Origin of the sequence: Actinomycetospora soli (assembly GCF_021026295.1) — a bacterium.
Lineage (GTDB): Bacteria > Actinomycetota > Actinomycetes > Mycobacteriales > Pseudonocardiaceae > Actinomycetospora > Actinomycetospora soli.
In genome coordinates this window covers 139,654-164,941 of record NZ_JAJNDA010000012.1, presented here as the reverse complement: position 1 = coordinate 164,941, position 25,288 = coordinate 139,654, and the positions used below count along the sequence as shown (strand labels likewise).

35 protein-coding genes are annotated in these 25,288 nt (G+C 70.3%); 34 read left to right on the top strand and 1 reads right to left on the bottom strand.

Annotated features, from left to right (window positions below; genetic code table 11):
- Positions 1 to 18: 18 nt before the first annotated feature.
- The 30 genes from LN037_RS20195 to LN037_RS20050 all read left to right on the top strand — a co-directional run bounded on the left by LN037_RS20195 (position 19) and on the right by LN037_RS20050 (position 22,821).
- Complete coding sequence (locus LN037_RS20195; protein WP_230755989.1) at positions 19 to 3,927, top strand: DNA-directed RNA polymerase subunit beta'; 3,909 nt, start codon at positions 19 to 21, stop codon at positions 3,925 to 3,927.
- Between the two features lie 484 nt (positions 3,928 to 4,411).
- A complete protein-coding gene (gene rpsL / locus LN037_RS20190; protein ID WP_018330902.1) occupies positions 4,412 to 4,786 on the top strand; it encodes a 30S ribosomal protein S12 in 375 nt (124 codons plus the stop codon).
- A 1-nt stretch (position 4,787) separates the two neighbouring features.
- Positions 4,788 to 5,258 carry a 30S ribosomal protein S7 gene (gene rpsG, locus LN037_RS20185; protein ID WP_230755987.1) on the top strand — a complete coding sequence of 157 codons (471 nt, stop codon included), beginning with the start codon at positions 4,788 to 4,790 and terminating at the stop codon, positions 5,256 to 5,258.
- A 101-nt stretch (positions 5,259 to 5,359) separates the two neighbouring features.
- Positions 5,360 to 7,462 carry an elongation factor G gene (gene fusA / locus LN037_RS20180; protein WP_230755978.1) on the top strand — a complete coding sequence of 701 codons (2,103 nt, stop codon included), beginning with the start codon at positions 5,360 to 5,362 and terminating at the stop codon, positions 7,460 to 7,462.
- Positions 7,463 to 7,650: 188 nt separating this feature from the next.
- Complete coding sequence (tuf, locus tag LN037_RS20175) at positions 7,651 to 8,844, top strand: elongation factor Tu (protein ID WP_230755976.1); 1,194 nt, start codon at positions 7,651 to 7,653, stop codon at positions 8,842 to 8,844.
- A gap of 399 nt (positions 8,845 to 9,243) precedes the next feature.
- Entirely contained in the window at positions 9,244 to 9,549 is a 306-nt protein-coding gene (gene rpsJ / locus LN037_RS20170) for a 30S ribosomal protein S10 (protein ID WP_018177839.1), read from the top strand.
- A gap of 8 nt (positions 9,550 to 9,557) precedes the next feature.
- On the top strand, positions 9,558 to 10,238 hold the full coding sequence (rplC, locus tag LN037_RS20165) for a 50S ribosomal protein L3 (protein ID WP_230755974.1): 681 nt from the start codon (positions 9,558 to 9,560) through the stop codon (positions 10,236 to 10,238).
- A 176-nt stretch (positions 10,239 to 10,414) separates the two neighbouring features.
- Entirely contained in the window at positions 10,415 to 11,098 is a 684-nt protein-coding gene (rplD, locus tag LN037_RS20160) for a 50S ribosomal protein L4 (RefSeq protein WP_230756095.1), read from the top strand.
- Complete coding sequence (gene rplW, locus LN037_RS20155; RefSeq protein WP_230755972.1) at positions 11,095 to 11,394, top strand: 50S ribosomal protein L23; 300 nt, start codon at positions 11,095 to 11,097, stop codon at positions 11,392 to 11,394. Before rplD ends, rplW begins: the two co-directional genes overlap by 4 nt.
- Positions 11,395 to 11,408: 14 nt before the next feature.
- Positions 11,409 to 12,248 carry a 50S ribosomal protein L2 gene (gene rplB, locus LN037_RS20150; protein WP_230755970.1) on the top strand — a complete coding sequence of 280 codons (840 nt, stop codon included), beginning with the start codon at positions 11,409 to 11,411 and terminating at the stop codon, positions 12,246 to 12,248.
- An 18-nt stretch (positions 12,249 to 12,266) separates the two neighbouring features.
- Positions 12,267 to 12,548, top strand: a complete 282-nt coding sequence (rpsS, locus tag LN037_RS20145) for a 30S ribosomal protein S19 (protein WP_018330910.1) — start codon at positions 12,267 to 12,269, stop codon at positions 12,546 to 12,548.
- Positions 12,549 to 12,597: 49 nt separating this feature from the next.
- Positions 12,598 to 13,011: a 50S ribosomal protein L22 gene (gene rplV / locus LN037_RS20140; RefSeq protein ID WP_230755967.1), complete on the top strand. Its 414-nt coding sequence runs from the start codon at positions 12,598 to 12,600 to the stop codon at positions 13,009 to 13,011.
- The gene (gene rpsC / locus LN037_RS20135; protein WP_230755959.1) at positions 13,011 to 13,838 is read left to right on the top strand and encodes a 30S ribosomal protein S3; all 828 of its coding nucleotides are present in this window, start codon (positions 13,011 to 13,013) and stop codon (positions 13,836 to 13,838) included. Before rplV ends, rpsC begins: the two co-directional genes overlap by 1 nt.
- A gap of 2 nt (positions 13,839 to 13,840) precedes the next feature.
- On the top strand, positions 13,841 to 14,257 hold the full coding sequence (gene rplP, locus LN037_RS20130) for a 50S ribosomal protein L16 (RefSeq protein WP_230755957.1): 417 nt from the start codon (positions 13,841 to 13,843) through the stop codon (positions 14,255 to 14,257).
- The gene (gene rpmC, locus LN037_RS20125) at positions 14,257 to 14,493 is read left to right on the top strand and encodes a 50S ribosomal protein L29 (RefSeq protein ID WP_230755955.1); all 237 of its coding nucleotides are present in this window, start codon (positions 14,257 to 14,259) and stop codon (positions 14,491 to 14,493) included. Before rplP ends, rpmC begins: the two co-directional genes overlap by 1 nt.
- The gene (gene rpsQ / locus LN037_RS20120; protein ID WP_305058992.1) at positions 14,490 to 14,828 is read left to right on the top strand and encodes a 30S ribosomal protein S17; all 339 of its coding nucleotides are present in this window, start codon (positions 14,490 to 14,492) and stop codon (positions 14,826 to 14,828) included. The genes rpmC and rpsQ overlap by 4 nt, the downstream gene beginning before the upstream one ends.
- 67 nt (positions 14,829 to 14,895) lie before the next feature.
- Positions 14,896 to 15,264: a 50S ribosomal protein L14 gene (gene rplN, locus LN037_RS20115; RefSeq protein WP_018330916.1), complete on the top strand. Its 369-nt coding sequence runs from the start codon at positions 14,896 to 14,898 to the stop codon at positions 15,262 to 15,264.
- Between the two features lie 4 nt (positions 15,265 to 15,268).
- Positions 15,269 to 15,592, top strand: a complete 324-nt coding sequence (gene rplX / locus LN037_RS20110; RefSeq protein ID WP_230755948.1) for a 50S ribosomal protein L24 — start codon at positions 15,269 to 15,271, stop codon at positions 15,590 to 15,592.
- Positions 15,589 to 16,149 (top strand): 50S ribosomal protein L5, encoded by a 561-nt coding sequence (rplE, locus tag LN037_RS20105; RefSeq protein ID WP_230755946.1) that lies wholly within the window; start codon positions 15,589 to 15,591, stop codon positions 16,147 to 16,149. The genes rplX and rplE overlap by 4 nt, the downstream gene beginning before the upstream one ends.
- Before the next feature lie 2 nt (positions 16,150 to 16,151).
- A complete protein-coding gene (locus LN037_RS20100) occupies positions 16,152 to 16,337 on the top strand; it encodes a type Z 30S ribosomal protein S14 (RefSeq protein ID WP_018330919.1) in 186 nt (61 codons plus the stop codon).
- 241 nt (positions 16,338 to 16,578) lie between these two features.
- A complete protein-coding gene (gene rpsH / locus LN037_RS20095) occupies positions 16,579 to 16,977 on the top strand; it encodes a 30S ribosomal protein S8 (RefSeq protein ID WP_230755944.1) in 399 nt (132 codons plus the stop codon).
- 19 nt (positions 16,978 to 16,996) lie between these two features.
- On the top strand, positions 16,997 to 17,533 hold the full coding sequence (gene rplF, locus LN037_RS20090; RefSeq protein ID WP_230755942.1) for a 50S ribosomal protein L6: 537 nt from the start codon (positions 16,997 to 16,999) through the stop codon (positions 17,531 to 17,533).
- Positions 17,533 to 17,934 carry a 50S ribosomal protein L18 gene (rplR, locus tag LN037_RS20085; RefSeq protein ID WP_230755939.1) on the top strand — a complete coding sequence of 134 codons (402 nt, stop codon included), beginning with the start codon at positions 17,533 to 17,535 and terminating at the stop codon, positions 17,932 to 17,934. The genes rplF and rplR overlap by 1 nt, the downstream gene beginning before the upstream one ends.
- Positions 17,935 to 17,974: 40 nt before the next feature.
- On the top strand, positions 17,975 to 18,577 hold the full coding sequence (gene rpsE, locus LN037_RS20080) for a 30S ribosomal protein S5 (protein ID WP_018330924.1): 603 nt from the start codon (positions 17,975 to 17,977) through the stop codon (positions 18,575 to 18,577).
- A gap of 3 nt (positions 18,578 to 18,580) precedes the next feature.
- On the top strand, positions 18,581 to 18,760 hold the full coding sequence (rpmD, locus tag LN037_RS20075; RefSeq protein ID WP_230755937.1) for a 50S ribosomal protein L30: 180 nt from the start codon (positions 18,581 to 18,583) through the stop codon (positions 18,758 to 18,760).
- 1 nt (position 18,761) lies between these two features.
- Entirely contained in the window at positions 18,762 to 19,214 is a 453-nt protein-coding gene (rplO, locus tag LN037_RS20070; RefSeq protein ID WP_230755935.1) for a 50S ribosomal protein L15, read from the top strand.
- 202 nt (positions 19,215 to 19,416) lie between these two features.
- On the top strand, positions 19,417 to 20,736 hold the full coding sequence (gene secY, locus LN037_RS20065) for a preprotein translocase subunit SecY (RefSeq protein ID WP_230755933.1): 1,320 nt from the start codon (positions 19,417 to 19,419) through the stop codon (positions 20,734 to 20,736).
- Between the two features lie 104 nt (positions 20,737 to 20,840).
- Positions 20,841 to 21,398, top strand: a complete 558-nt coding sequence (locus tag LN037_RS20060; RefSeq protein ID WP_230755931.1) for an adenylate kinase — start codon at positions 20,841 to 20,843, stop codon at positions 21,396 to 21,398.
- A 44-nt stretch (positions 21,399 to 21,442) separates the two neighbouring features.
- On the top strand, positions 21,443 to 22,276 hold the full coding sequence (gene map, locus LN037_RS20055; protein ID WP_308286167.1) for a type I methionyl aminopeptidase: 834 nt from the start codon (positions 21,443 to 21,445) through the stop codon (positions 22,274 to 22,276).
- A 53-nt stretch (positions 22,277 to 22,329) separates the two neighbouring features.
- Complete coding sequence (locus LN037_RS20050; RefSeq protein ID WP_230755930.1) at positions 22,330 to 22,821, top strand: DUF1707 SHOCT-like domain-containing protein; 492 nt, start codon at positions 22,330 to 22,332, stop codon at positions 22,819 to 22,821.
- 18 nt (positions 22,822 to 22,839) lie between these two features.
- Here the strand turns inward: LN037_RS20050 and LN037_RS20045 are convergent, their stop codons facing one another.
- Positions 22,840 to 23,619, bottom strand: coding sequence for a 3-hydroxyacyl-CoA dehydrogenase (locus LN037_RS20045; protein WP_230755928.1), 780 nt, complete (start codon positions 23,617 to 23,619; stop codon positions 22,840 to 22,842).
- Positions 23,620 to 23,940: 321 nt separating this feature from the next.
- Between LN037_RS20045 and infA the strand changes: the two genes are divergently transcribed.
- From infA to rpsK, 4 genes are all read left to right on the top strand, one after another.
- Positions 23,941 to 24,162: a translation initiation factor IF-1 gene (gene infA, locus LN037_RS20040; protein ID WP_018330933.1), complete on the top strand. Its 222-nt coding sequence runs from the start codon at positions 23,941 to 23,943 to the stop codon at positions 24,160 to 24,162.
- A 21-nt stretch (positions 24,163 to 24,183) separates the two neighbouring features.
- Positions 24,184 to 24,297, top strand: coding sequence for a 50S ribosomal protein L36 (rpmJ, locus tag LN037_RS20035; RefSeq protein ID WP_018330934.1), 114 nt, complete (start codon positions 24,184 to 24,186; stop codon positions 24,295 to 24,297).
- Positions 24,298 to 24,460: 163 nt separating this feature from the next.
- On the top strand, positions 24,461 to 24,841 hold the full coding sequence (gene rpsM / locus LN037_RS20030) for a 30S ribosomal protein S13 (RefSeq protein WP_018330935.1): 381 nt from the start codon (positions 24,461 to 24,463) through the stop codon (positions 24,839 to 24,841).
- A 33-nt stretch (positions 24,842 to 24,874) separates the two neighbouring features.
- Positions 24,875 to 25,285 (top strand): 30S ribosomal protein S11, encoded by a 411-nt coding sequence (gene rpsK, locus LN037_RS20025; protein WP_230755926.1) that lies wholly within the window; start codon positions 24,875 to 24,877, stop codon positions 25,283 to 25,285.
- Positions 25,286 to 25,288: the final 3 nt, after the last annotated feature.

Below are 25,288 nucleotides of genomic sequence, written 5' to 3'. Positions count from 1 at the left end.
CCATCCAGGGGAGAACCTTTGCTCGACGTCAACTTCTTCGACGAGCTCCGGATCGGTCTGGCTACGGCCGACGACATCCGGCAGTGGTCCTTCGGCGAGGTCAAGAAGCCCGAGACCATCAACTACCGCACGCTCAAGCCCGAGAAGGACGGACTCTTCTGCGAGAAGATCTTCGGTCCGACCCGGGACTGGGAGTGCTACTGCGGCAAGTACAAGCGCGTCCGCTTCAAGGGCATCATCTGTGAGCGCTGCGGCGTCGAGGTGACCCGCGCCAAGGTGCGTCGTGAGCGGATGGGCCACATCGAGCTGGCCGCACCCGTCACGCACATCTGGTACTTCAAGGGCGTCCCGTCGCGGTTGGGCTACCTGCTCGACCTCGCGCCGAAGGACCTCGAGAAGATCATCTACTTCGCGGCCTACGTCATCACCGACGTGAACGCGGACCAGCGGCACAACGACCTCTCGACCCTCGAGAACGAGATCGCCGGGGAGCGCAAGCGCCTCGAGTCGCAGCGCGACAACGACCTCGAGGCGCGGGCGCAGAAGCTCGAGACCGACATCGCCGAGCTCGAGGCCGAGGGCGCCAAGTCCGACGTGCGCCGCAAGGTCAAGGAGGGCGGCGAGCGCGAGATGCGTCAGCTGCGCGACCGCGCGCAGCGCGAGCTCGACCGCCTCCAGGAGGTGTGGGACACCTTCGCCAAGCTCGACCGCGGGCAGCTCATCCAGGACGAGTCGCTCTACCGCGAGCTCTACGACCGCTACGCGGACTACTTCACCGGTGCCATGGGTGCCGAGGCGATCCAGAAGCTCCTGGACACCTTCGACATCGACGCCGAGGCGGAGAACCTCCGCGAGACCATCCGCTCGGGCAAGGGGCAGCGCAAGCTGCGCGCGCTCAAGCGGCTCAAGGTCGTGGCCGCGTTCCAGGCGACGGGCAACCGTCCCGGCGGCATGGTGCTCGACTGCGTGCCGGTGATCCCGCCGGACCTGCGCCCGATGGTGCAGCTCGACGGTGGCCGCTTCGCCACCTCGGACCTCAACGACCTGTACCGCCGGGTCATCAACCGCAACAACCGCCTCAAGCGACTGATCGACCTCGGCGCGCCCGAGATCATCGTCAACAACGAGAAGCGGATGCTGCAGGAGGCCGTCGACGCGCTGTTCGACAACGGTCGCCGCGGCCGGCCGGTGACCGGGCCGGGCAACCGCCCGCTCAAGTCGCTGTCCGACCTGCTCAAGGGCAAGCAGGGCCGCTTCCGGCAGAACCTGCTCGGCAAGCGCGTCGACTACTCGGGCCGCTCGGTCATCGTGGTCGGCCCGCAGCTCAAGCTGCACCAGTGCGGCCTGCCCAAGCAGATGGCGCTCGAGCTGTTCAAGCCGTTCGTCATGAAGCGCCTGGTCGACCTCAACCACGCCCAGAACATCAAGTCCGCGAAGCGGATGGTCGAGCGTCAGCGCGGCCAGGTCTGGGACGTGCTCGAGGAGGTCATCAACGAGCACCCGGTCATGCTGAACCGGGCGCCCACGCTGCACCGCCTCGGCATCCAGGCCTTCGAGCCGCAGCTGGTCGAGGGCAAGGCCATCCAGCTGCACCCGCTGGTGTGCGAGGCGTTCAACGCCGACTTCGACGGTGACCAGATGGCGGTCCACCTGCCGCTGTCGGCCGAGGCGCAGGCCGAGGCCCGCATCCTCATGCTGTCGGCCAACAACATCCTGTCGCCGGCGTCGGGCAAGCCGCTCGCCATGCCGCGTCTGGACATGGTCACGGGGCTCTACTACCTGACGACCAAGCGTCCGGGCGCCGAGGGCGAGGGGCGGGCGTTCTCGTCCCCGGCCGAGGCGATCATGGCCTACGACCTGGGGACCCTCCACCTGCAGGCGCCCTGCCGCATCCGCCTGACCGCGGACGTCGTGCCGGGGCCGGGGATGGTCGGCGAGGACCACGAGCCCGGCACGCCCTGGCTCGCGGACACCACGCTGGGCCGGGTGCTCTTCAACGAGCTCCTGCCGGAGGACTACCCCTTCGTCGACGACCTGCTGCCCAAGAAGCGGCAGGCGGCGATCATCAACGACCTCGCCGAGCGGTACTCGATGACCGAGGTCGCCATGACGCTGGACCGGCTGAAGGACGCCGGCTTCCACTGGGCCACGCGCTCGGGCGTCACGGTCGCCATGGACGACGTCGTCGTGCCCGCCAACAAGGCCCAGATCCTCGAGGGCTACGAGGAGCGGGCCGAGCAGGTCAACAAGCGCTACCAGCGCGGTGCGCTCTCCTACCAGGAGCGCAACGACGAGATGGTGCGCATCTGGGGCCAGGCCACCGAGGAGGTGGCGAAGGCGATGGAGGACCAGTTCCCCGAGGACAACTCCATCCGCCGCATCGTCGAGTCGGGCGCGGCCGGCAACATGACCCAGATCCGCCAGCTGGCGGGCATCAAGGGTCTGGTCGCGAACCCGAAGGGCGAGTTCATCCCGCGCCCGATCAAGGCGAACTACCGCGAGGGCCTGACGGTCGTCGAGTACTTCATCTCGACCCACGGCACGCGCAAGGGTCTGGCCGACACCGCGCTCCGCACGGCGGACTCGGGCTACCTGACCCGTCGTCTGGTCGACGTCTCGCAGGACGTCATCGTCCGCGAGGTCGACTGCGGGACCGAGCGTGGCGTGCCGATGCCGATCGCGGAGCGCGTCGGGGACACCCTGCAGCGCGACGTGCACGTCGACACCAGCGTCTACACCCGTACCGCGGCGTCCGACGTCACCGACGCGAGCGGTGAGGTCGTCCTCGCCAAGGGCGGCGACATCGGCCAGCAGGCGATCGACTCGCTCATCGCCCACGGCATCGACAAGGTGCGTGTCCGCAGCGTCCTGACCTGCGACTCGGCCCAGGGTGTCTGCGCGATGTGCTACGGCCGCTCGCTCGCGACCGGCCAGCTCGTCGACGTCGGCGAGGCGGTCGGCATCGTCGCCGCGCAGTCGATCGGTGAGCCCGGCACCCAGCTGACCATGCGTACCTTCAAGCAGGGTGGCGTGGCCGGCGAGGACATCACGACCGGTCTGCCGCGTGTGCAGGAGGTCTTCGAGGCCCGCGTGCCGAAGGGCAAGGCGCCGATCGCCGACGTCGACGGCCGGGTGCAGCTCGAGGACGGCGAGAAGTTCTGGAAGATCACCCTGATCCCGGACGACGGGTCGGAGGAGGTCGTCTACGACAAGCTGTCCAAGCGGCAGCGGCTCGCCACCCTCACCGTGGACGGCACCGAGCGTCCGCTGCAGGACGGCGACCACGTCGACGTCGGGCAGCAGCTGCTCGAGGGCACCGCGGACCCGCACGAGATCCTGCGCGTCATGGGCCCGCGCGAGGTGCAGCTGCACCTCGTCGACGAGGTCCAGAAGGTGTACCGCTCGCAGGGTGTGTCGATCCACGACAAGCACATCGAGGTCATCGTCCGGCAGATGCTGCGCCGGGTGACGATCATCGACTCGGGCGCGACGGAGTTCCTGCCCGGCGGTGTCGTCGACCGTGCCGAGTTCGAGGGCCAGAACCGCAAGGTCGTCGCCGAGGGCGGCGACCCGGCGGCGGGGCGTCCGGTGCTCATGGGCATCACGAAGGCCTCGCTGGCCACCGAGTCGTGGCTGTCGGCCGCGTCGTTCCAGGAGACGACGCGGATCCTGACCAACGCCGCGATCGAGGGGAAGTCCGACAGCCTCGTGGGGCTGAAGGAGAACGTCATCATCGGCAAGCTCATCCCGGCCGGCACCGGCATCAACCGGTACCGGAACATCCAGGTGCAGCCCACCGAGGAGGCGCGCGCCGCGGCGTACGCGCTGCCGAGCTACGACGACGGGTACTACTCGCCCGACGTCTTCGGCGGCGGCAGCGGCGTGGCCGTCCCGCTCGACGACTACGACTTCGGTCAGTACCGCTGACGGAGCGCACCCCGCACGACCCACGCCCCCGTCCGGCACCGCCGGGCGGGGGCGTCCTGCTGTCCGGGGACGGTCGGGTCCGGGGAATGCCGACCGGCGGGCCGGCGTTGTGGCTGCTCGAGGCGCCGTTGGTGTAGTCTGCGGCGAGCCCGTTCGGAGTCGCGTGTACGGCGACCCGATATGGAGATCCACCGTCGGTCTTCGAGGGCACGCAGGGTCCGTCGAGGGCGCCCCGGTTCCACCGGGAGGACGCGGATCCGGACCCACCTGCGAACCCGCGTGTCAACGCCGGGTATCGTCGTACCCGGTGCCCGACGCGATCGGGTCGTTGCGCTGCGCCCGGTCCGGGCGTCGCCGACGACGACCGGGTGCGCCGGCGGTGTCGAGTGTGAGGGCCGTGGACGCTCTCAGCGACACGCCCGACCCCGCGACCGGGGTCCGACACCGACGAGACAGCGAAGCAGGACACGAGCCAGAGGAACGAATGCCCACCATCCAGCAGTTGGTCCGCCGGGGCCGCGAGGACAAGGTCGAGAAGACCAAGACCGCGGCCCTCAAGGGCAGCCCGCAGCGACGCGGTGTCTGCACCCGCGTCTACACGACCACCCCGAAGAAGCCGAACTCCGCGCTCCGCAAGGTCGCGCGCGTGCGCCTCTCGAACCAGATCGAGGTCACCGCGTACATCCCCGGCGAGGGCCACAACCTGCAGGAGCACTCGATCGTGCTCGTGCGCGGCGGTCGTGTGAAGGACCTGCCGGGCGTTCGCTACAAGATCATCCGCGGTGCGCTGGACACGCAGGCGGTCAAGAACCGCAAGCAGGCCCGCAGCCGCTACGGGACGAAGAAGGACAAGGGCTGACATGCCGCGCAAGGGACCCGCTCCGAAGCGTCCGCTGGTGTCCGACCCCGTGTACGGGGCCCCGCTGGTGACGCAGCTGGTGAACAAGGTGCTCGTCGACGGCAAGCGGTCGCTCGCCGAGCGCATCGTGTACGGCGCCCTCGAGGGCTGCCGCGAGCGCAACGGCGCCGACCCGGTCGTCACGCTGAAGCGGGCGCTGGACAACGTGAAGCCGGCCCTCGAGGTCCGCAGCCGCCGCGTCGGTGGCGCGACCTACCAGGTGCCGATCGAGGTGCGCGCCGGTCGTTCGACCACGCTCGGCCTGCGCTGGCTGATCACCTACGCGCGCGCGCGCCGGGAGAAGACGATGGTCGAGCGGCTCACCAACGAGCTCCTCGACGCCTCGAACGGTCTCGGTGCCGCGGTCAAGCGCCGCGAGGACACCCACAAGATGGCCGAGTCGAACAAGGCCTTCGCGCACTACCGCTGGTGACGCGGGCCGGCCCCCGGTGAGAACCGTCGGGGGCCGCCCGATGTCGCGCAGGTCCGCCGCGCCAGACCCGCGGCGACGATCCGACAAGGAAGAGGAATTCCGTGGCACGCGACGTGCTGACCGACCTGGGCAAGGTCCGCAACATCGGGATCATGGCCCACATCGACGCGGGCAAGACCACCACGACCGAGCGCATCCTGTACTACACCGGCATCAACTACAAGATCGGTGAGGTCCACGACGGCGCGGCCACGATGGACTGGATGGAGGAGGAGCAGAAGCGCGGCATCACGATCACGTCGGCCGCGACGACGACCTTCTGGAAAGACCACCAGATCAACATCATCGACACCCCCGGCCACGTCGACTTCACGATCGAGGTCGAGCGCAACCTGCGCGTCCTCGACGGTGCGGTCGCCGTGTTCGACGGCAAGGAGGGTGTCGAGCCCCAGTCGGAGACGGTGTGGCGCCAGGCCGACACCTACGACGTCCCGCGCATCTGCTTCGTCAACAAGATGGACAAGCTCGGCGCGGACTTCTACTTCACCGTGCAGACCATCAAGGACCGGCTGCACGCGAAGCCGCTCGTCCTGCAGCTGCCGATGGGGGTCGAGTCCGACTTCTACGGCGTGATCGACCTGGTCCGCATGCGCGCCCTCACCTGGCGCGGTGAGGTCTCCAAGGGCGAGGACTACACGGTCGAGGAGATCCCGGCCGAGTACGCCGAGAAGGCGGCCGAGTACCGCGAGGCCCTCATGGAGGCCATCGCCGAGAACGACGAGTCGCTCATGGAGCGCTACTTCGCCGGCGAGGAGATCTCCGTCGAGGACATCGAGCACGGCATCCGCGCCGTGACGGTGACCAGCGAGTACAACCCGGTGCTCTGCGGGACGGCGTACAAGAACAAGGGCGTGCAGCCCATGCTCGACGCCGTCATCGCCTACCTGCCGGCGCCGGTCGACGTGAAGCCGGTCGAGGGGACGCTGCTCGACGGCGAGACCCCGGTCGTGCGCCACGCGACGACCGAGGAGCCCTTCGCGGCGCTCGCGTTCAAGATCATGAGCCACCCGTTCTACGGGAAGCTCACCTACATCCGCGTCTACTCGGGCAAGATCGCCTCGGGCGCGCAGATGATCAACTCGACGAAGGACCGCAAGGAGCGCATCGGGAAGGTCTTCCAGATGCACTCCAACAAGGAGAACCCGGTCGACGAGGCCATGGCCGGGCACATCTACGCGGTCGTCGGGCTCAAGGACACCACGACGGGTGACACGCTCTGCGACCCGCAGAACCCGGTCATCCTCGAGTCGATGGTGTTCCCGACCCCGGTCATCGAGGTCGCGATCGAGCCGAAGTCGAAGGCCGACCAGGAGAAGCTCTCCACCGCCATCCAGCGGCTCACCGACGAGGACCCGACCTTCCAGGTCGCCCGCGACGAGGAGACCGGCCAGACCATCATCAAGGGGATGGGCGAGCTCCACCTCGAGGTGCTGGTCAACCGGATGAAGTCCGACTTCAAGGTCGAGGCCAACATCGGCAAGCCGCAGGTGGCCTACCGGGAGACCATCCGCCGCCCGGTGGAGAAGTACGAGTACACGCACAAGAAGCAGACCGGCGGCTCCGGCCAGTTCGCGCGCGTCATCATCGCGCTCGAGCCGATGGAGAAGTCCGAGGACGGCGCGCTCTACGAGTTCGTCAACAAGGTCACCGGTGGTCGCGTCCCGCGCGAGTACATCCCGTCGGTCGACGCCGGCGCCCAGGACGCCATGCAGTACGGCGTGCTGGCCGGCTACCCGATGACGGGCCTGCGCCTGACGCTGCTCGACGGTCAGTACCACGAGGTCGACTCGTCGGAGATGGCGTTCAAGGTCGCCGGCTCGATGGCGCTCAAGGAGGCGGCCCGCAAGGCGGACCCGGCCATCCTCGAGCCCCTGATGGCCGTCGAGGTGTCGACGCCCGAGGACTACATGGGCGACGTCATCGGCGACCTGAACTCCCGCCGTGGCCAGATCCAGGCCATGGAGGAGCGCAGCGGCAACCGGATCGTCAAGGCCGTGGTGCCGCTCTCGGAGATGTTCGGCTACGTCGGTGACCTGCGGTCGAAGACCCAGGGCCGGGCGAACTACTCCATGCAGTTCGACTCGTACGGCGAGGTCCCGGCCAGCGTGGCCAAGGAGATCATCGCCAAGGCGACCGGCGAGTGACCCCGGCCGTGGCCCGTCGTCCCGGACCGGGACGACGGGGCGCGGTGAGGCGGGGGATCCGTCCCCGTTAGCCTCGTGGAGTCACCTCGGGTCCTCCGCCCGGCGTCAGCCCACCCAGAGGACCGCACGACCGACGTACCGCCGAGCCCGGCGACGACAGACCCAGAAAGTCCAGGAGGACGAGAGCAGTGGCGAAGGCCAAGTTCGAGCGGACCAAGCCGCACGTCAACATCGGCACCATCGGTCACATCGACCACGGCAAGACGACGCTGACGGCCGCGATCACCAAGGTCCTGCACGACAAGTACCCGGACCTCAACCAGGCGTCCGCGTTCGACCAGATCGACAAGGCGCCGGAAGAGCGTCAGCGCGGCATCACGATCTCGATCGCGCACGTCGAGTACCAGACCGAGAACCGGCACTACGCGCACGTCGACTGCCCCGGGCACGCCGACTACGTGAAGAACATGATCACCGGTGCCGCGCAGATGGACGGCGCGATCCTCGTGGTCGCCGCCACCGACGGCCCCATGCCGCAGACCCGCGAGCACGTGCTGCTCGCGCGCCAGGTCGGCGTGCCCTACATCGTCGTGGCGCTGAACAAGGCCGACATGGTCGACGACGAGGAGATCATGGAGCTCGTCGAGATGGAGGTCCGTGAGCTGCTCAGCTCGCAGGACTTCCCCGGCGACGACCTCCCCGTGGTCCGCGTCTCGGCCCTGAAGGCCCTCGAGGGCGACGCCGAGTGGGCCGACGCCATCGTCAGCCTGATGAACGCCGTCGACGAGGCCATCCCCTCGCCGGAGCGCGACACCGAGAAGCCGTTCCTCATGCCCGTCGAGGACGTCTTCACGATCACCGGCCGCGGCACCGTCGTCACCGGTCGCGTCGAGCGCGGCATCGTCAAGGTGAACGAGGAGGTGGAGATCGTCGGCATCAAGGCCAAGTCGACGAAGACCACCGCCACCGGCATCGAGATGTTCCGCAAGCTCCTCGACGAGGGGCGCGCCGGCGACAACGTCGGCCTGCTCGTCCGCGGCATCAAGCGCGAGGACGTCGAGCGCGGCATGGTCATCTGCAAGCCGGGCTCGATCACCCCGCACACCGAGTTCGACGGCCAGGTCTACATCCTGGGCAAGGACGAGGGCGGCCGGCACACGCCGTTCTTCAACAACTACCGCCCGCAGTTCTACTTCCGGACCACGGACGTCACCGGTGTCGTGACGCTGCCGGAGGGCACCGAGATGGTCATGCCCGGTGACAACACCGAGATGTCCGTCCAGCTGATCCAGCCCATCGCCATGGAGGAGGGCCTCCAGTTCGCCATCCGCGAGGGTGGCCGGACCGTGGGCGCGGGCCAGGTCACGAAGATCCACAAGTAGGACCCTCACCCCGGTGTCGGGGCGCCCACGGGCGCGTGCGACACTGGTGGGGTTGCTTGCCCGGGCGGTCGGCTCAATCGGTATCGAGCCGACCGCCCCGGCGTGAGCGGGGTCCGTCGAGGACCCGGGCACGAACCGGACGTCACCCCAGGGCGTCGTCCACCGTGCCGTGCGAGCCCCGGGAGGGGCGACCGCGGGACGGACACACCATGAACAGCGAGGGTCAGCGCACAGCGAGGGCCTGAGGCCGCGGAGCGACGAGCGTCCGGGGCGCACCGGCCGGAGGCGTCGACACGCCCGACCGCGTGGACCGGAGGTCCGCGGGGTCGCCGCGCGGGACGACCGCCGCGGGGCCGGTGCGGCATCGTTCGAGGACGAGAAGAGGAACGGCAAGCCACCATGGCGGGACAGAAGATCCGCATCAGGCTCAAGGCCTACGACCACGAGGCCATCGATGCGTCGGCTCGCAAGATCGTCGAGACCGTGACGCGCACCGGTGCCTCCGTCGTCGGCCCGGTGCCGCTGCCGACGGAGAAGAACGTGTACTGCGTCATCCGCTCGCCGCACAAGTACAAGGACTCGCGCGAGCACTTCGAGATGCGCACGCACAAGCGACTGATCGACATCGTCGACCCGACGCCCAAGACGGTGGACGCGCTCATGCGCATCGACCTGCCGGCCAGCGTCGACGTCAACATCCAGTGAGGCCCGGCATGTCTGCAGATCCTCTCCGCAGCAACGAGCGGCGCCTGAGCGGCGTGCTCGGCACCAAGGTCGGCATGACCCAGGTGTTCGACGAGGCGAACCGCGTCGTCCCCGTCACCGTCGTGAAGGCGGGCCCCTGCGTCGTCACGCAGGTGCGGACCCCTTCCGTGGACGGCTACAACGCGGTCCAGATCGCCTTCGGCGCCATCGACCCCCGCAAGGTGAACAAGCCGGAGGCCGGCCACTTCGCCAAGGCAGGCGTGACGCCCCGGCGCCACCTCGTCGAGCTCCGCACCTCGGACGCCTCGTCCTACGAGGTCGGCCAGGAGGTCACCGCCGAGGTGTTCTCCGCCGGTGCCGTCATCGACGTCACGGCGAACAGCAAGGGCAAGGGCACCGCGGGTGTCATGAAGCGCCACGGCTTCCACGGCCTCGGCGCCAGCCACGGCACCCAGCGCAAGCACCGCTCGCCCGGCTCCATCGGTGGCTGCGCCACCCCGGCCCGTGTCTTCAAGGGCACGCGCATGGCCGGCCGGATGGGCAACGTCAAGACCACGACGCAGAACCTGACCGTCCACGGCGTGGACGCCGACGCGGGCCTGCTGCTGATCCGCGGCGCCGTCCCCGGCCCGCGCGGCGGCCTGGTCCTCGTCACCTCTGCTGCCAAGAAGGGCGGTGACCAGCAGTGACGACGCCTGACGGCCACACCCCGGGCGTGAGCGACACCGAGGGCCCCGACGCGGGCGAGTCGGTCGACGCCGGCACCTCGTCGGCGACCGAGGCCGCGACCTCGACGCTGGCGGTCGCCCGCCGCCGCGGGTTCTCCGCCGGCGACGCCCGCCGCTCCGCGCGCCGCGAGGCGCAGCTGAGCGCCGCGACCGGCGAGACCCGCACGGTCACCGTCCACACGCCCACGGGCGGCACGGACGGCACCGCGGAGCTCCCCGGCGACCTCTTCGACGCGCCCGCGAACACCGCGCTGATGCACCAGGTGGTCACCGCGCAGCTCGCCGCGGCCCGCCAGGGCACGCACGACACGAAGACCCGCGGCGAGGTCCGGGGCGGCGGCAAGAAGCCGTACCGCCAGAAGGGCACCGGCCGCGCCCGCCAGGGTTCGACCCGCGCCCCACAGTTCACCGGCGGTGGCACCGTGCACGGGCCGACGCCGCGGGACTACTCGCAGCGGACCCCGAAGAAGATGAAGGCCGCCGCCCTCCGGGGTGCGCTGTCCGACCGGGCCCGCCACGAGCGGATCCACGTCTTCTCCGCGCTCGTCGACGGCGCCACGCCCTCGACCAAGGGCGCCCGGACGGCCCTCGCCGGCGTCATCACGGCGGACCGGGAGCACCGCACGGTGCTGGCGGTCGTGGCCCGGGAGGACGAGGCCGGTCGCCGCAGCGTCGCGAACCTGCCGGCCGTGCACCTGCTGACGCCGGACCAGCTGAACACCTACGACGTGCTCCGCGCGGACGACGTGGTCTTCACGTCGGCGGCGCTGGACGCGTTCGTGAGCGCCCGCACCGCGCGCGCCGAGGAGGTCGACCAGTGATCGCGGACCCGCGCGACATCATCATCGCGCCGGTGATCTCGGAGAAGAGCTACGGCCTTCTCGAGGAGCGCCAGTACACGTTCCTGGTGCGCCCGGACGCGAACAAGACCCAGATCAAGATCGCCGTGCAGGAGATCTTCGACGTGACGGTGGCGAGCGTGAACACGCTCAACCGTGAGGGGAAGCGCAAGCGTTCCTGCACCGGCTACGGCAAGCGCAAGGACACCAAGCGCGCCGTCGTCACCGTGACGCCCGAGAGCCGGACGATCGACGTCTTCGGCGGGCCCGGGGCCTAGGGGAGTCAGCAACCATGGGAATTCGCAGGTACAAGCCGACGACCGCCGGGCGGCGTGGCGCGAGCGTCTCGGACTTCGCCGAGATCACGCGTGACCACCCGGAGAAGTCGCTCATCCGCCCGCTGCACAACAAGGGCGGCCGCAACGCCACCGGCCGGATCACCACCCGGCACCAGGGTGGCGGCCACAAGCGGGCCTACCGGCTGATCGACTTCCGCCGCAACGACAAGGACGGCGTGCCGGCCAAGGTCGCGCACATCGAGTACGACCCGAACCGCAGCGCCCGCATCGCCCTGCTGCACTACGCCGACGGCGAGAAGCGCTACATCATCGCGCCGGAGCGTCTCGGCCAGGGTGACGCGGTGGAGAGCGGCGTCCGCGCCGACATCAAGCCGGGCAACAACCTCCCGCTGCGCAACATCCCGACCGGCACCGTGGTGCACGCGATCGAGCTCCGCCCCGGTGGCGGCGCCAAGATCGCGCGCTCCGCCGGCGCCCGGGTGCAGCTGGTGGCCAAGGACGGGCCGTACGCCCAGCTCCGGATGCCGTCCGGCGAGATCCGCAACGTCGACGTGCGCTGCCGCGCGACGATCGGCGAGGTCGGCAACTCCGACCACTCGAACATCAACTGGGGCAAGGCGGGCCGCAACCGCTGGCGCGGCAAGCGCCCGACGGTGCGCGGTGTCGCGATGAACCCCGTCGACCACCCGCACGGTGGTGGTGAGGGCAAGACGTCCGGTGGCCGCCACCCGGTGAACCCGGCGGGTACCCCGGAGGGCCGCACCCGCGGCCGCAAGGAGAGCGACCGCATGATCGTGCGCCGCCGGCGTACCGGCAAGAACAAGAAGCGATAGAGCAGGAGGGAGACAGCGATGCCACGCAGTGTCAAGAAGGGGCCGTTCGTCGACGACCACCTGCTCAAGAAGATCGACGCGCTGAACGACTCGAACCGCAAGTCGGTCATCAAGACCTGGTCGCGCCGCTCGACGATCATCCCGGACATGCTCGGCCACACGCTGGCCGTGCACGACGGGCGCAAGCACGTCCCGGTCTTCGTCTCGGAGGCCATGGTCGGGCACAAGCTCGGCGAGTTCGCCCCGACCCGCACGTTCCGCGGGCACGTCAAGGAGGACCGTCGGTCGCGTCGCCGCTAGGCACGCACCCGCCGGTCACGACCCGCGAAACCAGGAAGGTAGACGAACGATGTCTGCACCAGCCGACACCGGCACGACGCCCCGGAGCGCCGTGGCTCGGGCGCGCTACGTGCGCATGTCGCCGATGAAGGTCCGCCGTGTCGTGGACCTGGTCCGCGGCATGCCCGTGGACCGGGCCGCCTCGGTGCTGCAGTTCGCCGAGCAGGCCGCCGCCAAGCCGGTGGCCAAGCTCGTGGCGAGCGCGGTGGCCAACGCCGAGAACAACTTCGCGCTGGACCCCGCCACGCTCGTGATCTCGACGATCACCGTGGACGAGGGCCCGACCATGAAGCGGTTCCAGCCCCGGGCGCAGGGGCGTGCGTACCGCATCCGCAAGCGCACCAGCCACATCACCGTCGAGGTCACCTCGGTGACCGAGGCGGACAAGGGTGGTCGCCGGCGCTCGAAGGGAAGGACCCGCTGATGGGTCAGAAGATCAACCCGCACGGGTTCCGTCTGGGCATCACCACGGACTGGAAGTCCCGGTGGTACGCCGACAAGCAGTACGCCGACTACGTGGCCGAGGACGTCAAGATCCGCCGCATGCTCTCCAAGGGCATGGAGCGGGCCGGCATCTCCAAGGTCGAGATCGAGCGCACCCGGGACCGGGTCCGCGTCGACATCCACACCGCCCGTCCGGGCATCGTCATCGGCCGCCGCGGCGCCGAGGCGGACCGGCTGCGCGGCAACCTCGAGAAGCTGACCGGCAAGCAGGTCCAGCTGAACATCCTCGAGGTCAAGGGCGCGGAGGCGGACGCGCAGCTCGTGGCGCAGGGCGTCGCCGAGCAGCTGTCCAACCGCGTCTCGTTCCGCCGCGCGATGCGCAAGGCCATGCAGTCGGCCATGCGTTCGCCGGGCGTCAAGGGCATCCGGGTGCAGTGCTCCGGCCGACTCGGCGGTGCCGAGATGTCCCGCTCGGAGTTCTACCGCGAGGGCCGGGTGCCGCTGCACACGCTGCGCGCCGAGATCGACTACGGCCTGTTCGAGGCCCGGACCAACTTCGGCCGCATCGGCGTGAAGGTCTGGATCTACAAGGGCGACGTCGTCGGCGGCAAGCGCGAGGCCGAGCGCCAGGCGGCGCTCGACGCCGCGACCCGCGAGCCGCGCCGCGGCAACCGCGGGGGCGGCAACGACCGTCCGCGTGGCCGGCGCTCCGGCGCCTCCGGCACGACCGGCTCGGGCACCGAGGCCGGGCGCGCCGCCGCCGAGCAGGCCGCGAACGCGCCCGCGACCACCGGATCGGAGGCCTGACCATGCTGATGCCCCGCCGGGTCAAGTTCCGCAAGCAGCACCGGCCGGACCGGTCCGGTGCCGCCAAGGGCGGCACGCAGATGTCGTTCGGCGACTACGGCATCCAGGCGCTCGAGCACGGCTACGTGACGAACCGCCAGATCGAGTCGGCCCGTATCGCCATCACCCGCCACATCCGTCGTGGCGGCAAGGTCTGGATCAACATCTTCCCGGACCGTCCGCTCACCAAGAAGCCCGCCGAGACCCGCATGGGTTCCGGCAAGGGCTCGCCGGAGAAGTGGATCGCGAACGTGAAGCCGGGCCGGGTCATGTTCGAGATGAGCTACCCCAACGAGGCCACCGCCCGTGAGGCACTGCGTCGCGCGCAGCACAAGCTGCCGATGCGCTGCCGCATCGTCACCCGCGAGGAGGCGTTCTGATGGCAGCGGGAACCCCCGCCAGCGAGCTGCGCGAGCTGTCCGCCGAGGACCTCGTCGCGCGTGCCCGTGAGGCCAAGGCCGAGCTGTTCAACCTCCGGTTCCAGATGGCGACCGGGCAGCTCGACAACAACCGCCGGCTGCGGACCGTCCGCCACGACATCGCGCGCATCTACACGGTGATGCGCGAGCGTGAGCTCGGACTGTCCGCGGCCCCTGACGAGGAAGGGGCGGCATGACCAGCGCCGCTGACAGCGAGCAGGTGCGCAGCGAGGTCAAGGCCGACGCCCCTGCCGAGCAGAAGCCGGGCGAGCGGAACGACGAGCGCGGCCTGCGCAAGACCCGCGAGGGCCTCGTCGTCTCGGACAAGATGTCCAAGACGATCGTCGTGAGCCTCGAGGACCGGGTGAAGCACCCGCGCTACTCGAAGGTCATCCGCCGGACCAAGAAGGTCAAGGCGCACGACGAGCACAACACCGCCGGCCCGGGCGACCGCGTCCTGCTGATGGAGACGCGGCCGCTCTCGGCGACGAAGCGCTGGCGCCTCGTCGAGATCCTCGAGAAGGCCAAGTAATACCCCTCGCCGAGGGCCACGTCGAAACCATCCGGCGCTCGCCGCCGGGAAGGTCAGGAGAGAAGCAGTGATCCAGCAGGAGTCGCGACTCCGGGTCGCCGACAACACGGGTGCCAGGGAAATCCTGTGCATCCGTGTGCTCGGTGGCTCGTCCCGCCGTTACGCGGGCATCGGCGACGTCATCGTGGCCACCGTCAAGGAGGCCATCCCGGCGTCCGGCGTGAAGCGCGGCGACGTCGTCAAGGCCGTCGTGGTGCGCACCGTCAAGGAGAAGCGCCGCCCGGACGGTTCGTACATCAAGTTCGACGAGAACGCCGCGGTGATCATCAAGAACGACCGCGAGCCGCGCGGGACCCGCATCTTCGGCCCGGTCGGCCGTGAGCTCCGCGACAAGCGGTTCATGCGGATCATCTCGCTCGCGCCGGAGGTGCTGTAGCCAGATGAAGGTCAAGAAGGGCGACACGGTCCTCGTCATCGCCGGCAAGGACAAGGGCGCGAAGGGCAAGGTCATCCAGGCCTACCCCGACCGCGACAAGGTCCTCGTCGAGGGCGTCGGCCGGGTCAAGAAGCACACCGCCCAGTCCGCCAACCAGCGGGGCGCGCAGTCCGGCGGGATCGTCACGCAGGAGGCCGCCATCCACGTCTCGAACGTGATGGTCGTCGACTCGGACGGCAAGCCGACCCGCGTCGGCTACCGCGACGGCGGCGAGGGCGAGCAGAAGCGCGTGCGCGTCTCGCGCCGCAACGGGAAGGACATCTCGTGACCAGCACCGAGGCCCGTCCCCGGCTGCAGCAGCGGTACCGGGACGCGATCCGTCAGGAGCTGACGGACCAGTTCCACTACGAGAACCCGATGCTCGTGCCCGGCGTCGTCAAGGTCGTCGTGAACATGGGCGTCGGCGAGGCCGCGCGCGACTCGAAGCTGATGGAGGGCGCGGTCCGCGACCTCACCCTCATCGCCGGCCAGAAGCCGGAGATCCGCCGGGCGCGCAAGTCCATCGCGCAGTTCAAGCTGCGCGAGGGCATGCCGATCGGTGCGCGCACCACGCTGCGCGGGGCGCGGATGTGGGAGTTCCTCGACCGCCTGGTCTCGATCAGCCTGCCGCGTATCCGCGACTTCCGTGGGCTCTCGCCGAAGCAGTTCGACGGCGCGGGCAACTACACGTTCGGTCTGTCGGACCAGACGATGTTCCACGAGATCGACCAGGACTCGATCGACCGGCCGCGGGGGATGGACATCACCGTGGTCACCTCCGCGACCACCGACGAGGAAGGCCGGGCCCTGCTGCGCGCCCTCGGCTTCCCGTTCAGGGAGAACTGAGCATGGCGAAGAAGGCACTGGTCAACAAGGCCGCCGCGACCCCGAAGTTCAAGGTCCGCGGCTACACCCGCTGCAACCGCTGCGGGCGCGCGCGTGCGGTGCTCCGCAAGTTCGGGCTCTGCCGCGTCTGCCTGCGCGAGATGGCGCACCGGGGCGAGCTCCCGGGCGTCAGCAAGTCCTCGTGGTGAGCGCGCCCGACACGGCCGAGACCGTGACCGAGGAGGAGCTGCCGGGTCGTCCGATCGACCCGCAGCTGCTCGAGCTCATCCAGCGCGTCGCCCACCGGGAGCACCTGCTCGGACAGGACTCCCAGGGCACGACGCACCCCTCTGTTTCTCTGACCCGCCCCGGACGCCGCAGGCCCGCCACGAGGTCGTCCGTCCGCCGGACGACCCGGGGTACCACGGCGAGGAAGGTGACCTGGTCGCGATGACGATGACCGACCCCATCGCGGACATGCTCACGCGCATCCGCAACGCCAACTCGGCGTTCCACGAGAGCGTGACCATGCCGCACAGCAAGCTGAAGGCCCACGTGGCCCAGGTCCTGCTCGAGCAGGGCTACATCGCGGGATACCGCGACGAGCCGGCGGCCGTCGGCAAGTCCCTGGTCATCGACCTGAAGTACGGGCCGAACCGTGAGCGCAGCATCGCCGGCCTCAAGCGCATCTCGAAGCCCGGCCTGCGCATCTACGCGAAGTCGACCGAGCTGCCGCGCGTGCTCGGTGGCCTCGGCGTCGCGATCATCTCGACGTCCTCGGGGCTGCTGACCGACCGTCAGGCCCACCAGCGACGGATGGGCGGGGAAGTCCTCGCCTTCGTCTGGTAGCGGAGAGGGGAACCGAACCATGTCTCGCATCGGTAGGGCCCCGATCACCGTGCCGTCCGGCGTGGACGTCGCGGTCGAGGGCCAGAACGTCACGGTGAAGGGGCCCAAGGGCACCCTGAGCCACACGGTCGACCGTCCGATCTCGGTGCAGCTCGAGGACGGCGTGCTGTCGGTCTCGCGCCCGAACGACGAGCGGGAGAACCGCGCGCTGCACGGGCTCTCGCGCTCGCTGCTGAACAACCTCGTCCTGGGCGTGACCCAGGGCTACGAGCGCAAGCTCGAGATCCACGGCGTCGGCTACCGCGTGCAGCTCAAGGGCTCGACCCTCGAGTTCGCGCTCGGCTACAGCCACCCGGTCCGGATCGAGGCGCCCGAGGGCATCACGTTCGCGGTCGAGAACCCGACCCGCTTCTCGGTGCAGGGCATCGACAAGCAGGTCGTGGGCCAGGTGGCCGCGAACATCCGGCGGCTGCGCAAGCCCGACCCGTACAAGGGCAAGGGCGTCCGGTACGCCGGCGAGCAGATCCGCCGCAAGGTCGGGAAGACGGGTAAGTGATGGCTGAAGCGACCACCCAGAAGCGCACCACGGTCGGCAAGAGCGTCTCGCAGACCCGCCGCGCCGGCCTCGTCCGTCGGCACGCCCGCCTCCGCAAGAAGGTCGAGGGCACGCCGGAGCGTCCGCGCCTCGTCGTCACCCGGTCCTCGCGGCACATCACCGCGCAGGTCATCGACGACCTGGCGGGACACACGCTGGCCCACGCCTCCAGCATGGAGGCCGACGTCCGCGGGCTGGAGGGCGACAAGAAGGCGCAGGCCGCGAAGGTCGGCGAGCTCGTCGCCTCCCGCTCCAAGTCCGCCGGCATCGACGCGGTCGTGTTCGACCGCGGCGGGCGCCGGTACCACGGCCGCATCGCGCAGCTCGCGGACGCGGCCCGCGAGGGGGGCCTGACGTTCTGATGGCCAGCCTCGTCACGTACACGCAAGGGAAGGACGCCTGATGCCGGGCACTCAGCGCCGCGAGGGCGGCGGCCAGGGCGGGCGCGACCGCGACCGTCAGGGCGGCGGCCGCGGCGGCGCCCAGGACAGGACGCCGCACCTCGAGCGCGTCGTCGCCATCAACCGCGTGGCCAAGGTCGTCAAGGGCGGCCGCCGCTTCAGCTTCACCGCGCTCGTCATCGTCGGCAACGGCGACGGCGAGGTCGGGGTGGGCTACGGCAAGGCCAAGGAGGTGCCGGCCGCGATCGCCAAGGGCGTGGAGGAGGCGAAGAAGAACTTCTTCCGCGTCCCGCGCATCGGCGGCACCATCACGCACCCGGTGCAGGGTGAGGACGCCGCCGGCGTCGTGCTCCTGCGCCCCGCGAGCCCCGGTACCGGTGTCATCGCCGGTGGCCCGGTGCGCGCGGTCCTGGAGTGCGCAGGGATCCAGGACATCCTGTCCAAGTCCCTGGGCAGCCAGAACGCCATCAACATCGTGCACGCCACGGTGGCGGCCCTGAAGGCGCTGCAGGTGCCCGAGGCCGTCGCGGCCCGCCGGGGTCTGCCGCTCGACGAGGTCGCGCCGGCGCGGATGCTGCGCCAGCGCGCCGGTCAGGGGGTCTGACCCATGGCCGACCTCAAGGTCACGCAGATCAAGTCCGTGATCGGGGGCAAGCGCAACCAGCGCGAGACCCTGCGCACGCTGGGCCTGCGCCGGATCGGCGCGACGGTCACGCGGCCGGACGACCCGCAGAACCGCGGGCTGATCCACACCGTGCGGCACCTCGTCACGGTCGAGGAGGTCTGACATGAGCGAGTCCCCGCTCAAGCTCCACCACCTCCGTCCCGCTCCCGGGAGCAGGACGGAGAAGACCCGCGTCGGTCGCGGTGAGGCCTCGAAGGGCAAGACGGCCGGTCGCGGTACGAAGGGCACGGGCGCCCGCAAGAACGTGCCCGCGCGCTTCGAGGGCGGCCAGATGCCGCTCCAGATGCGCCTGCCGAAGCTCAAGGGCTTCCGCAACCGCAACAAGGTCGTGGCGCAGGTCGTCAACATCGGCGACCTCGCGCGGCTGTTCCCGAACGGCGGCGAGGTCGGCCCGGCCGAGCTCGTGGCCGCCGGCGCCGTCCGCGCCGGGCACCCGGTGAAGGTGCTCGGGGAGGGCGACCTCGGCTCGGTGACGCTGCAGGTGAGCGCGCACGCGTTCTCCGGCGCCGCCAGCGAGAAGATCGGTGCCGCGGGCGGGACGACCACCGTCCTGTAGTCCGCACCCCACCGCGCCACCGGGCCCGGAGGAGCTCCCTCGGAGCACCTCCGGGCCCGTTCTCGTCTGCTGTTACGCTCGCCTGCAGGCCGATCCGCGTCTCGTCGGACCGCCCCGCACCACGTCGGGGCGTCGGCCGTGCCGGCCGGGACACCCGGTAGCGCGGCGGGGCCGGACATCGACGAACCAGCTGGAGGTCCGAGTGCTCGGCCCCGTGCGGTCCGCGCTGGCGACGCCGGACCTGCGCAAGAAGATCCTCTTCACGCTCGGCATCGTGGCCGTGTACCGGTTGGGTGCCACCCTCCCGGCGCCCGGCGTCTCGTACACGAACGTGCAGGCCTGTCTGCGCCAGGTCGAGGGCGGCGACTCGCAGAGCGTCTACGCCCTGATCAACCTGTTCTCCGGCGGGGCGCTGCTCCAGCTGTCGATCTTCGCGCTGGGCATCATGCCCTACATCACCGCGAGCATCATCGTGCAGCTGCTCACCGTGGTCATCCCGCGGTTCGAGCAGCTGAAGAAGGAGGGGCAGTCCGGCCAGGGCACCCTCACGCAGTACACGCGGTACCTGACGATCGCGCTGGCGATCCTGCAGTCCACCGGCATCGTCGCACTCGCCGACCGGGGACAGCTGTTCCAGAACTGCGACCCGAGCCAGTTCCCGATCCTGCCGAACGCGGGCATCTTCGACCTCGCGGTGATCGTGCTGGTCATGACGGCCGGCACCGCGGTCATCATGTGGTTCGGCGAGCTGGTCACCGAGCGCGGCGTCGGCAACGGCATGTCGCTGCTCATCTTCTGCTCGATCGCGGCCCGCATCCCGGCCGAGGGCCAGCAGATCCTCTCCAGCTCCGGCGGCCTCGTCTTCGCCGTCGTCTGCCTCTTCGGCCTCGCCATCATCGCGAGCGTCGTGTTCGTCGAGCAGGGTCAGCGGCGCATCCCCGTGCAGTACGCCAAGCGCATGGTCGGGCGGCGCATGTACGGCGGGACGTCGACCTACCTGCCGCTCAAGGTCAACCAGGCCGGTGTCATCCCGGTCATCTTCGGCTCGTCGCTGCTCTACCTGCCCGACCTGCTGTCGCGGCTCGTGGGCAACTCGACGTCCGGCTTCGCGGTGTTCGTGCAGAACTACCTCGCGAACCAGTCGAACCCGGTCCACATCGTCCTGTACTTCGCACTGATCATCTTCTTCACGTACTTCTACGTGGCCATCACGTTCAACCCGGAGGAACGGGCGGACGAGATGAAGAAGTTCGGCGGGTTCATCCCCGGCATCCGTCCGGGTCGGCCGACCGCGGAGTACCTGCAGTACGTGCTGTCGCGCATCACCTTGCCGGGATCGATCTACCTGGGCATCATCGCTGTCCTCCCGAACTTCTTCCTGGGCATCACGGGCCAGGGTCAGAACCAGAACTTCCCCTTCGGCGGGACCGCGGTGCTGATCATGGTCGGTGTCGGCCTGGACACGGTGAAGCAGATCGAGAGCCAGCTGATGCAGCGCAACTACGAGGGCTTCCTGCGCTGACGACCGGGTACGGTCCCGCCCCCTCGACGGGGAGCGCCCCAGGCGCCCTCCGGGCAGGATGGGTCGGTGGCCGACGTGGGTCGGCGCAGGAGAGGAGAGTGGACATGAGGATCGTTCTGGTGGGACCGCCCGGGGCCGGGAAGGGCACGCAGGCGGCGCGGTTGTCGGAGCGGCTCGCCGCCCCGCACATCTCCACCGGCGATCTCTTCCGCGAGAACATGAAGAACGAGACCGAGCTCGGCAAGGAGGCCCAGCGCTACGTCGACGCGGGCGACCTGGTGCCGGACGCGGTCACCGTCGCGATGGTCAAGGACCGCCTGGCGCAGTCCGACGCCGCCGAGGGCTTCCTGCTCGACGGCTTCCCGCGGAACACCTCGCAGGCCGACGAGCTGAACACCGTGCTCTCCGACCTCGATCAGCGCCTGGACGCCGTCCTCCTGTTCGAGGTCGACGACGAGGAGCTCATCCAGCGCCTCACCGCGCGCGGCCGGTCGGACGACACCGAGGACGTCATCCGCAACCGGCAGGAGGTCTACCGCCGGGAGACCGCCCCGCTGATCGAGTACTACCGCGACATCCTCGTCAAGGTCGACGCCATGGGCAGCATGGACGAGGTCACCGACCGCGCCATGGACGCGCTGGCCGACGAGCCGGAGGACTGAGCCGCGTGGGTGCCGGTGGTCTCTCCGGAGGACGTCTCGCGGAGGTGACCGCCGGTCTCGGTCGGGTCGCCGGACGGTTGTCCGGCGGCCGCTTCGGCACGGACGTCCAGCTCAAGAGCCGCGGCGAGATCGAGGCCATGCGGGCGGCCGGCCTGGTCGTGGCCGCGACGCTCGAGCGGGTCGGCGCGGCGGCGGCCGTCGGGGTCTCCACCCGGGAGCTCGACGAGCTCGCCGAGACGACGATCCGCGAGGCCGGGGCGGTGCCCTCCTTCCTCGGCTACCACGGCTTCCCGGGCAGCATCTGCGCGTCGGTGAACGCGGAGGTCGTGCACGGCATCCCGGCCGCCACGACCGTGCTGGCGGACGGCGACCTGCTCTCGGTCGACTGCGGGGCGATCCTCGACGGCTGGCACGGCGACGCCGCGGTGACGCTGCACGTCGGCACGGTGCGTCCGGGCGACGAGGCGCTGTCCGCCGCCTGCCGGGCCGCGATGTGGGCCGGGATCGCCGAGGTCCGTCCGGGCAACCGGCTCGGGGACGTCTCGCACGCGGTGGAGAGCGAGGTCGCGCGCCATCGAACCCCCGACGGCGGACCGTTCGGCATCGTCGCCGACTACGGCGGCCACGGGATCGGCACCGAGATGCACATGGAGCCGTTCCTGCCGAACGTGGGCCGCGCCGGCACCGGGCTGCGGCTCCGCGAGGGCATGGTCCTCGCCGTCGAGCCGATGCTCACCGCGGGCGACCCGGAGACCGACGAGCTCGACGACGAGTGGACCGTGGTCACCCTCGACGGCGGGCGGGCCGCGCACTGGGAGCACACCGTGGCGGTCACCGACGAGGGACCTCGGGTGCTCACCACAGGATCGGATAGCTGAACTCTCCGCTATCCGGGTACTCTGCCTTCACGGGACGAACCGGGGAGGCCGGGATGGCGGAGCACGGTGCGGTGCGGGTGTCGGACGCCGAGCGCGAGGAGGTCGCGCGGCGGCTCCTGACCGCGCACGGCGAGGGCCGACTGACGCTGGTCGAGTACGACGAGCGCGTCCGCGCGGCCCACGCGGCGGTGGTGCGCGACGATCTCGTGCCGCTGCTCACCGACCTGCCGGCGGGAGCGGTCCCGCCGGCCCGGGTGCCGGTGCAGCGACCGGCGCCGACCCGGCGTCCGGACGGGCTGCGGGCCTTCGCGCCCGTCCCGCCCGGTGTCCCGGCGCTCCCGGCCTTCCCGGGACCGTGCGGCTCCGGCCGGGGCGCGGTCGCGGCGTGGGCGACGGTGAGCGCGGTCAACGTCCTGATCTGGTTGGCCGTGTCGCTCGGGAGCGCGGCCGTCGTGTACCCGTGGTGGATCTGGGTCGCCGGGCCGTGGGGCGTCGCGCTGGCCCTCGGCGGCGTCGGCCGTGCGGTGGCCCGCCCCCGGACGTGAGGGCGGGCCGGACCGGGCCTACTTCGGGGCCATGCGGATGGCGCCGTCGAGCCGGATCGTCTCGCCGTTGAGCATCGGGTTCTCGACGATGTGCGCGGCGAGGGCCGCGTACTCGGCCGGGTCGCCGAGGCGCGACGGGTGCGGGACCTGCGCGCCGAGGGAGTCGATGTGCTCCTGGGGCAGCGTGGCGAACAGCGGGGTGTGGAACAGGCCGGGCGCGATCGTGCAGACCCGGATGCCGATCGAGGCGAGGTCGCGCGCGATGGGCAGGGTCATCCCGACGATGCCGCCCTTGGAGGCCGAGTAGGCGGCCTGCCCGATCTGGCCGTCGAAGGCGGCGACCGAGGCGGTGTTGACGATGACGCCGCGGTCCCCGGTGTCCACGCCCGGGTCGGAGAGCGCGGAGTTCTCGCTCATGGCCTGGGCGGCGAGCCGGATGACGTTGAACGTGCCGACCAGGTTCACGTTCAGCACCCGGGTGAAGTCCTCGAGCGGGAACGGTCCCTTGCGGCCCGCGGTGCGATGCGCGCTGCCGATCCCCGCGCAGTTGATCGCGACCCGCAGCGTGCCCAGGCCGGCCGCGGCGTCGATCGCCTGCGACACCTGCTCGGGGTCGGTCACGTCGGCGGGGGAGAACACCGCCCGCTCGCCCAGTTCCTGCGCCACGTCGGCCCCCGCCGACGACGGCAGGTCCACGATCACCACCGACGCGCCCCGCGCGTGCAGCTTCTCCACGGTCGCCCGGCCCAGGCCGGACGCCCCGCCGGTCACCAGTGCGACGACACCGTCGACGTCCACGTACTCCTCCTCGATTCCTCGGTGGTCGACATCGTGGCGCCGCGGGGAGAAACGGTCAATGCTGACTCCTTGACGGGGGACGCACCCGCCCTCCGGGCCGTCGACACGCCCCGCGTACACTGAGGAGCTGGTGCGCGTGTCGTGCCGAGTCTCGCGTGTGCCTTCCCGGGCCGGTGGGGTCCGGCACCTCGGCTCGCACCCGATCCGCCGCGCACCCGCGCGGTGGTGGCACGGCGGGACGACGAAGCCGCCGCGGTGAGTGTGCCCCCCGGACGAGACCGGGGGACGCGGGATCCACGGCGGCGCGAGAGTGCGGAGGACATGGCGAAGAAGGACGGCGCCATCGAGGTCGAGGGCCGGGTCGTCGAACCCCTGCCCAACGCGATGTTCAGGGTCGAGCTCGAGAACGGGCACAAGGTCCTGGCCCACATCAGCGGCAAGATGCGGCAGCACTACATCCGAATCCTCCCCGAGGACAAGGTCGTGGTCGAGCTCTCGCCGTACGACCTGTCGCGCGGCCGCATCGTCTACCGCTACAAGTAACCAGGCAGCGAGGACGAGATCGTGAAGGTCCAGCCGAGCGTCAAGCGAATCTGCGCGAAGTGCCAGGTGGTCCGCCGTCACGGGCGGGTCATGGTCATCTGCGACAACCTGCGGCACAAGCAGCGTCAGGGCTGACGCCCCCACGCCCGGGGACTCCCGGGTGAGCACACCCCCGTACCTACGCCGGCATCGTCCCGGCGGAACCACCCCCGGCGGGAGGCCGGGGCCCGGCGACAGCGGTCGTCGGGACGGACGGGGTCCGACACCTCCCTGACATGACACGAGGAGTACGCGCCACATGGCACGCATTTCCGGCGTCGACCTCCCCCGCGAGAAGCGGATGGAGATCGCGCTGACCTACATCTTCGGGATCGGCCGCAGCCGGTCCAAGGAGATCCTCCGCGAGACGGGCATCGACCCGGACCTGCGGAGCAAGGACCTGAGCGACTCGGACGCCGCGGCGATCCGCGCGTTCATCGAGCAGAACCTCCGGGTCGAGGGTGACCTGCGGCGTGAGGTCCAGGCGGACATCCGGCGCAAGGTCGAGATCGGCAGCTACCAGGGCCTGCGTCACCGGCGCAACCTCCCGGTCCACGGCCAGCGGACGAAGACCAACGCCCGCTCGCGCAAGGGCCCGAAGAAGACCGTCGCCGGCAAGAAGAAGGCCACCCGCAAGTAAGCGGGGCCCGATCACCTCACCAGGAGCTTTCGTATGCCACCCAGGACTCGTGCCGGCGCCGCGGGCGCCAAGAAGGTGCGCCGCCGGGAGAAGAAGAACATCTCCCAGGGCCAGGCCCACATCAAGAGCACGTTCAACAACACCATCGTCTCGATCACCGACCCGACCGGTGCGGTGATCGCGTGGGCCTCCGCCGGCCACGTCGGCTTCAAGGGCTCGCGCAAGTCGACGCCGTTCGCCGCCCAGATGGCCGCCGAGAACGCGGCCCGCAAGGCGGCCGAGCACGGCATGAAGAAGGTCGACGTCTACGTCAAGGGCCCGGGGTCCGGTCGTGAGACCGCGATCCGTTCGCTGCAGGCCGCGGGCCTCGAGGTCGGGACCATCTCCGACGTCACCCCGCAGCCGCACAACGGCTGCCGCCCGCCCAAGCGGCGCCGGGTCTAGGGC

Excerpts from the sequence above, each read along its gene's own strand:
- rpsL (WP_018330902.1), top strand. The coding sequence starts at position 4,412 with ATGCCCACCATCCAGCAGTTGGTCCGCCGGGGCCGCGAGGACAAGGTC.
- rpsG (WP_230755987.1), top strand. The coding sequence starts at position 4,788 with ATGCCGCGCAAGGGACCCGCTCCGAAGCGTCCGCTGGTGTCCGACCCC.
- rpsJ (WP_018177839.1), top strand. The coding sequence starts at position 9,244 with ATGGCGGGACAGAAGATCCGCATCAGGCTCAAGGCCTACGACCACGAG.
- rplC (WP_230755974.1), top strand. The coding sequence starts at position 9,558 with ATGTCTGCAGATCCTCTCCGCAGCAACGAGCGGCGCCTGAGCGGCGTG.
- rplB (WP_230755970.1), top strand. The coding sequence starts at position 11,409 with ATGGGAATTCGCAGGTACAAGCCGACGACCGCCGGGCGGCGTGGCGCG.
- rpsS (WP_018330910.1), top strand. The coding sequence starts at position 12,267 with ATGCCACGCAGTGTCAAGAAGGGGCCGTTCGTCGACGACCACCTGCTC.
- rplV (WP_230755967.1), top strand. The coding sequence starts at position 12,598 with ATGTCTGCACCAGCCGACACCGGCACGACGCCCCGGAGCGCCGTGGCT.
- rpsC (WP_230755959.1), top strand. The coding sequence starts at position 13,011 with ATGGGTCAGAAGATCAACCCGCACGGGTTCCGTCTGGGCATCACCACG.
- rplP (WP_230755957.1), top strand. The coding sequence starts at position 13,841 with ATGCTGATGCCCCGCCGGGTCAAGTTCCGCAAGCAGCACCGGCCGGAC.
- rpmC (WP_230755955.1), top strand. The coding sequence starts at position 14,257 with ATGGCAGCGGGAACCCCCGCCAGCGAGCTGCGCGAGCTGTCCGCCGAG.
- rpsQ (WP_305058992.1), top strand. The coding sequence starts at position 14,490 with ATGACCAGCGCCGCTGACAGCGAGCAGGTGCGCAGCGAGGTCAAGGCC.
- rplX (WP_230755948.1), top strand. The coding sequence starts at position 15,269 with ATGAAGGTCAAGAAGGGCGACACGGTCCTCGTCATCGCCGGCAAGGAC.
- LN037_RS20100 (WP_018330919.1), top strand. The coding sequence starts at position 16,152 with ATGGCGAAGAAGGCACTGGTCAACAAGGCCGCCGCGACCCCGAAGTTC.
- rpsH (WP_230755944.1), top strand. The coding sequence starts at position 16,579 with ATGACGATGACCGACCCCATCGCGGACATGCTCACGCGCATCCGCAAC.
- rplF (WP_230755942.1), top strand. The coding sequence starts at position 16,997 with ATGTCTCGCATCGGTAGGGCCCCGATCACCGTGCCGTCCGGCGTGGAC.
- rplR (WP_230755939.1), top strand. The coding sequence starts at position 17,533 with ATGGCTGAAGCGACCACCCAGAAGCGCACCACGGTCGGCAAGAGCGTC.
- rpsE (WP_018330924.1), top strand. The coding sequence starts at position 17,975 with ATGCCGGGCACTCAGCGCCGCGAGGGCGGCGGCCAGGGCGGGCGCGAC.
- rpmD (WP_230755937.1), top strand. The coding sequence starts at position 18,581 with ATGGCCGACCTCAAGGTCACGCAGATCAAGTCCGTGATCGGGGGCAAG.
- rplO (WP_230755935.1), top strand. The coding sequence starts at position 18,762 with ATGAGCGAGTCCCCGCTCAAGCTCCACCACCTCCGTCCCGCTCCCGGG.
- LN037_RS20060 (WP_230755931.1), top strand. The coding sequence starts at position 20,841 with ATGAGGATCGTTCTGGTGGGACCGCCCGGGGCCGGGAAGGGCACGCAG.
- LN037_RS20050 (WP_230755930.1), top strand. The coding sequence starts at position 22,330 with ATGGCGGAGCACGGTGCGGTGCGGGTGTCGGACGCCGAGCGCGAGGAG.
- infA (WP_018330933.1), top strand. The coding sequence starts at position 23,941 with ATGGCGAAGAAGGACGGCGCCATCGAGGTCGAGGGCCGGGTCGTCGAA.
- rpsM (WP_018330935.1), top strand. The coding sequence starts at position 24,461 with ATGGCACGCATTTCCGGCGTCGACCTCCCCCGCGAGAAGCGGATGGAG.
- rpsK (WP_230755926.1), top strand. The coding sequence starts at position 24,875 with ATGCCACCCAGGACTCGTGCCGGCGCCGCGGGCGCCAAGAAGGTGCGC.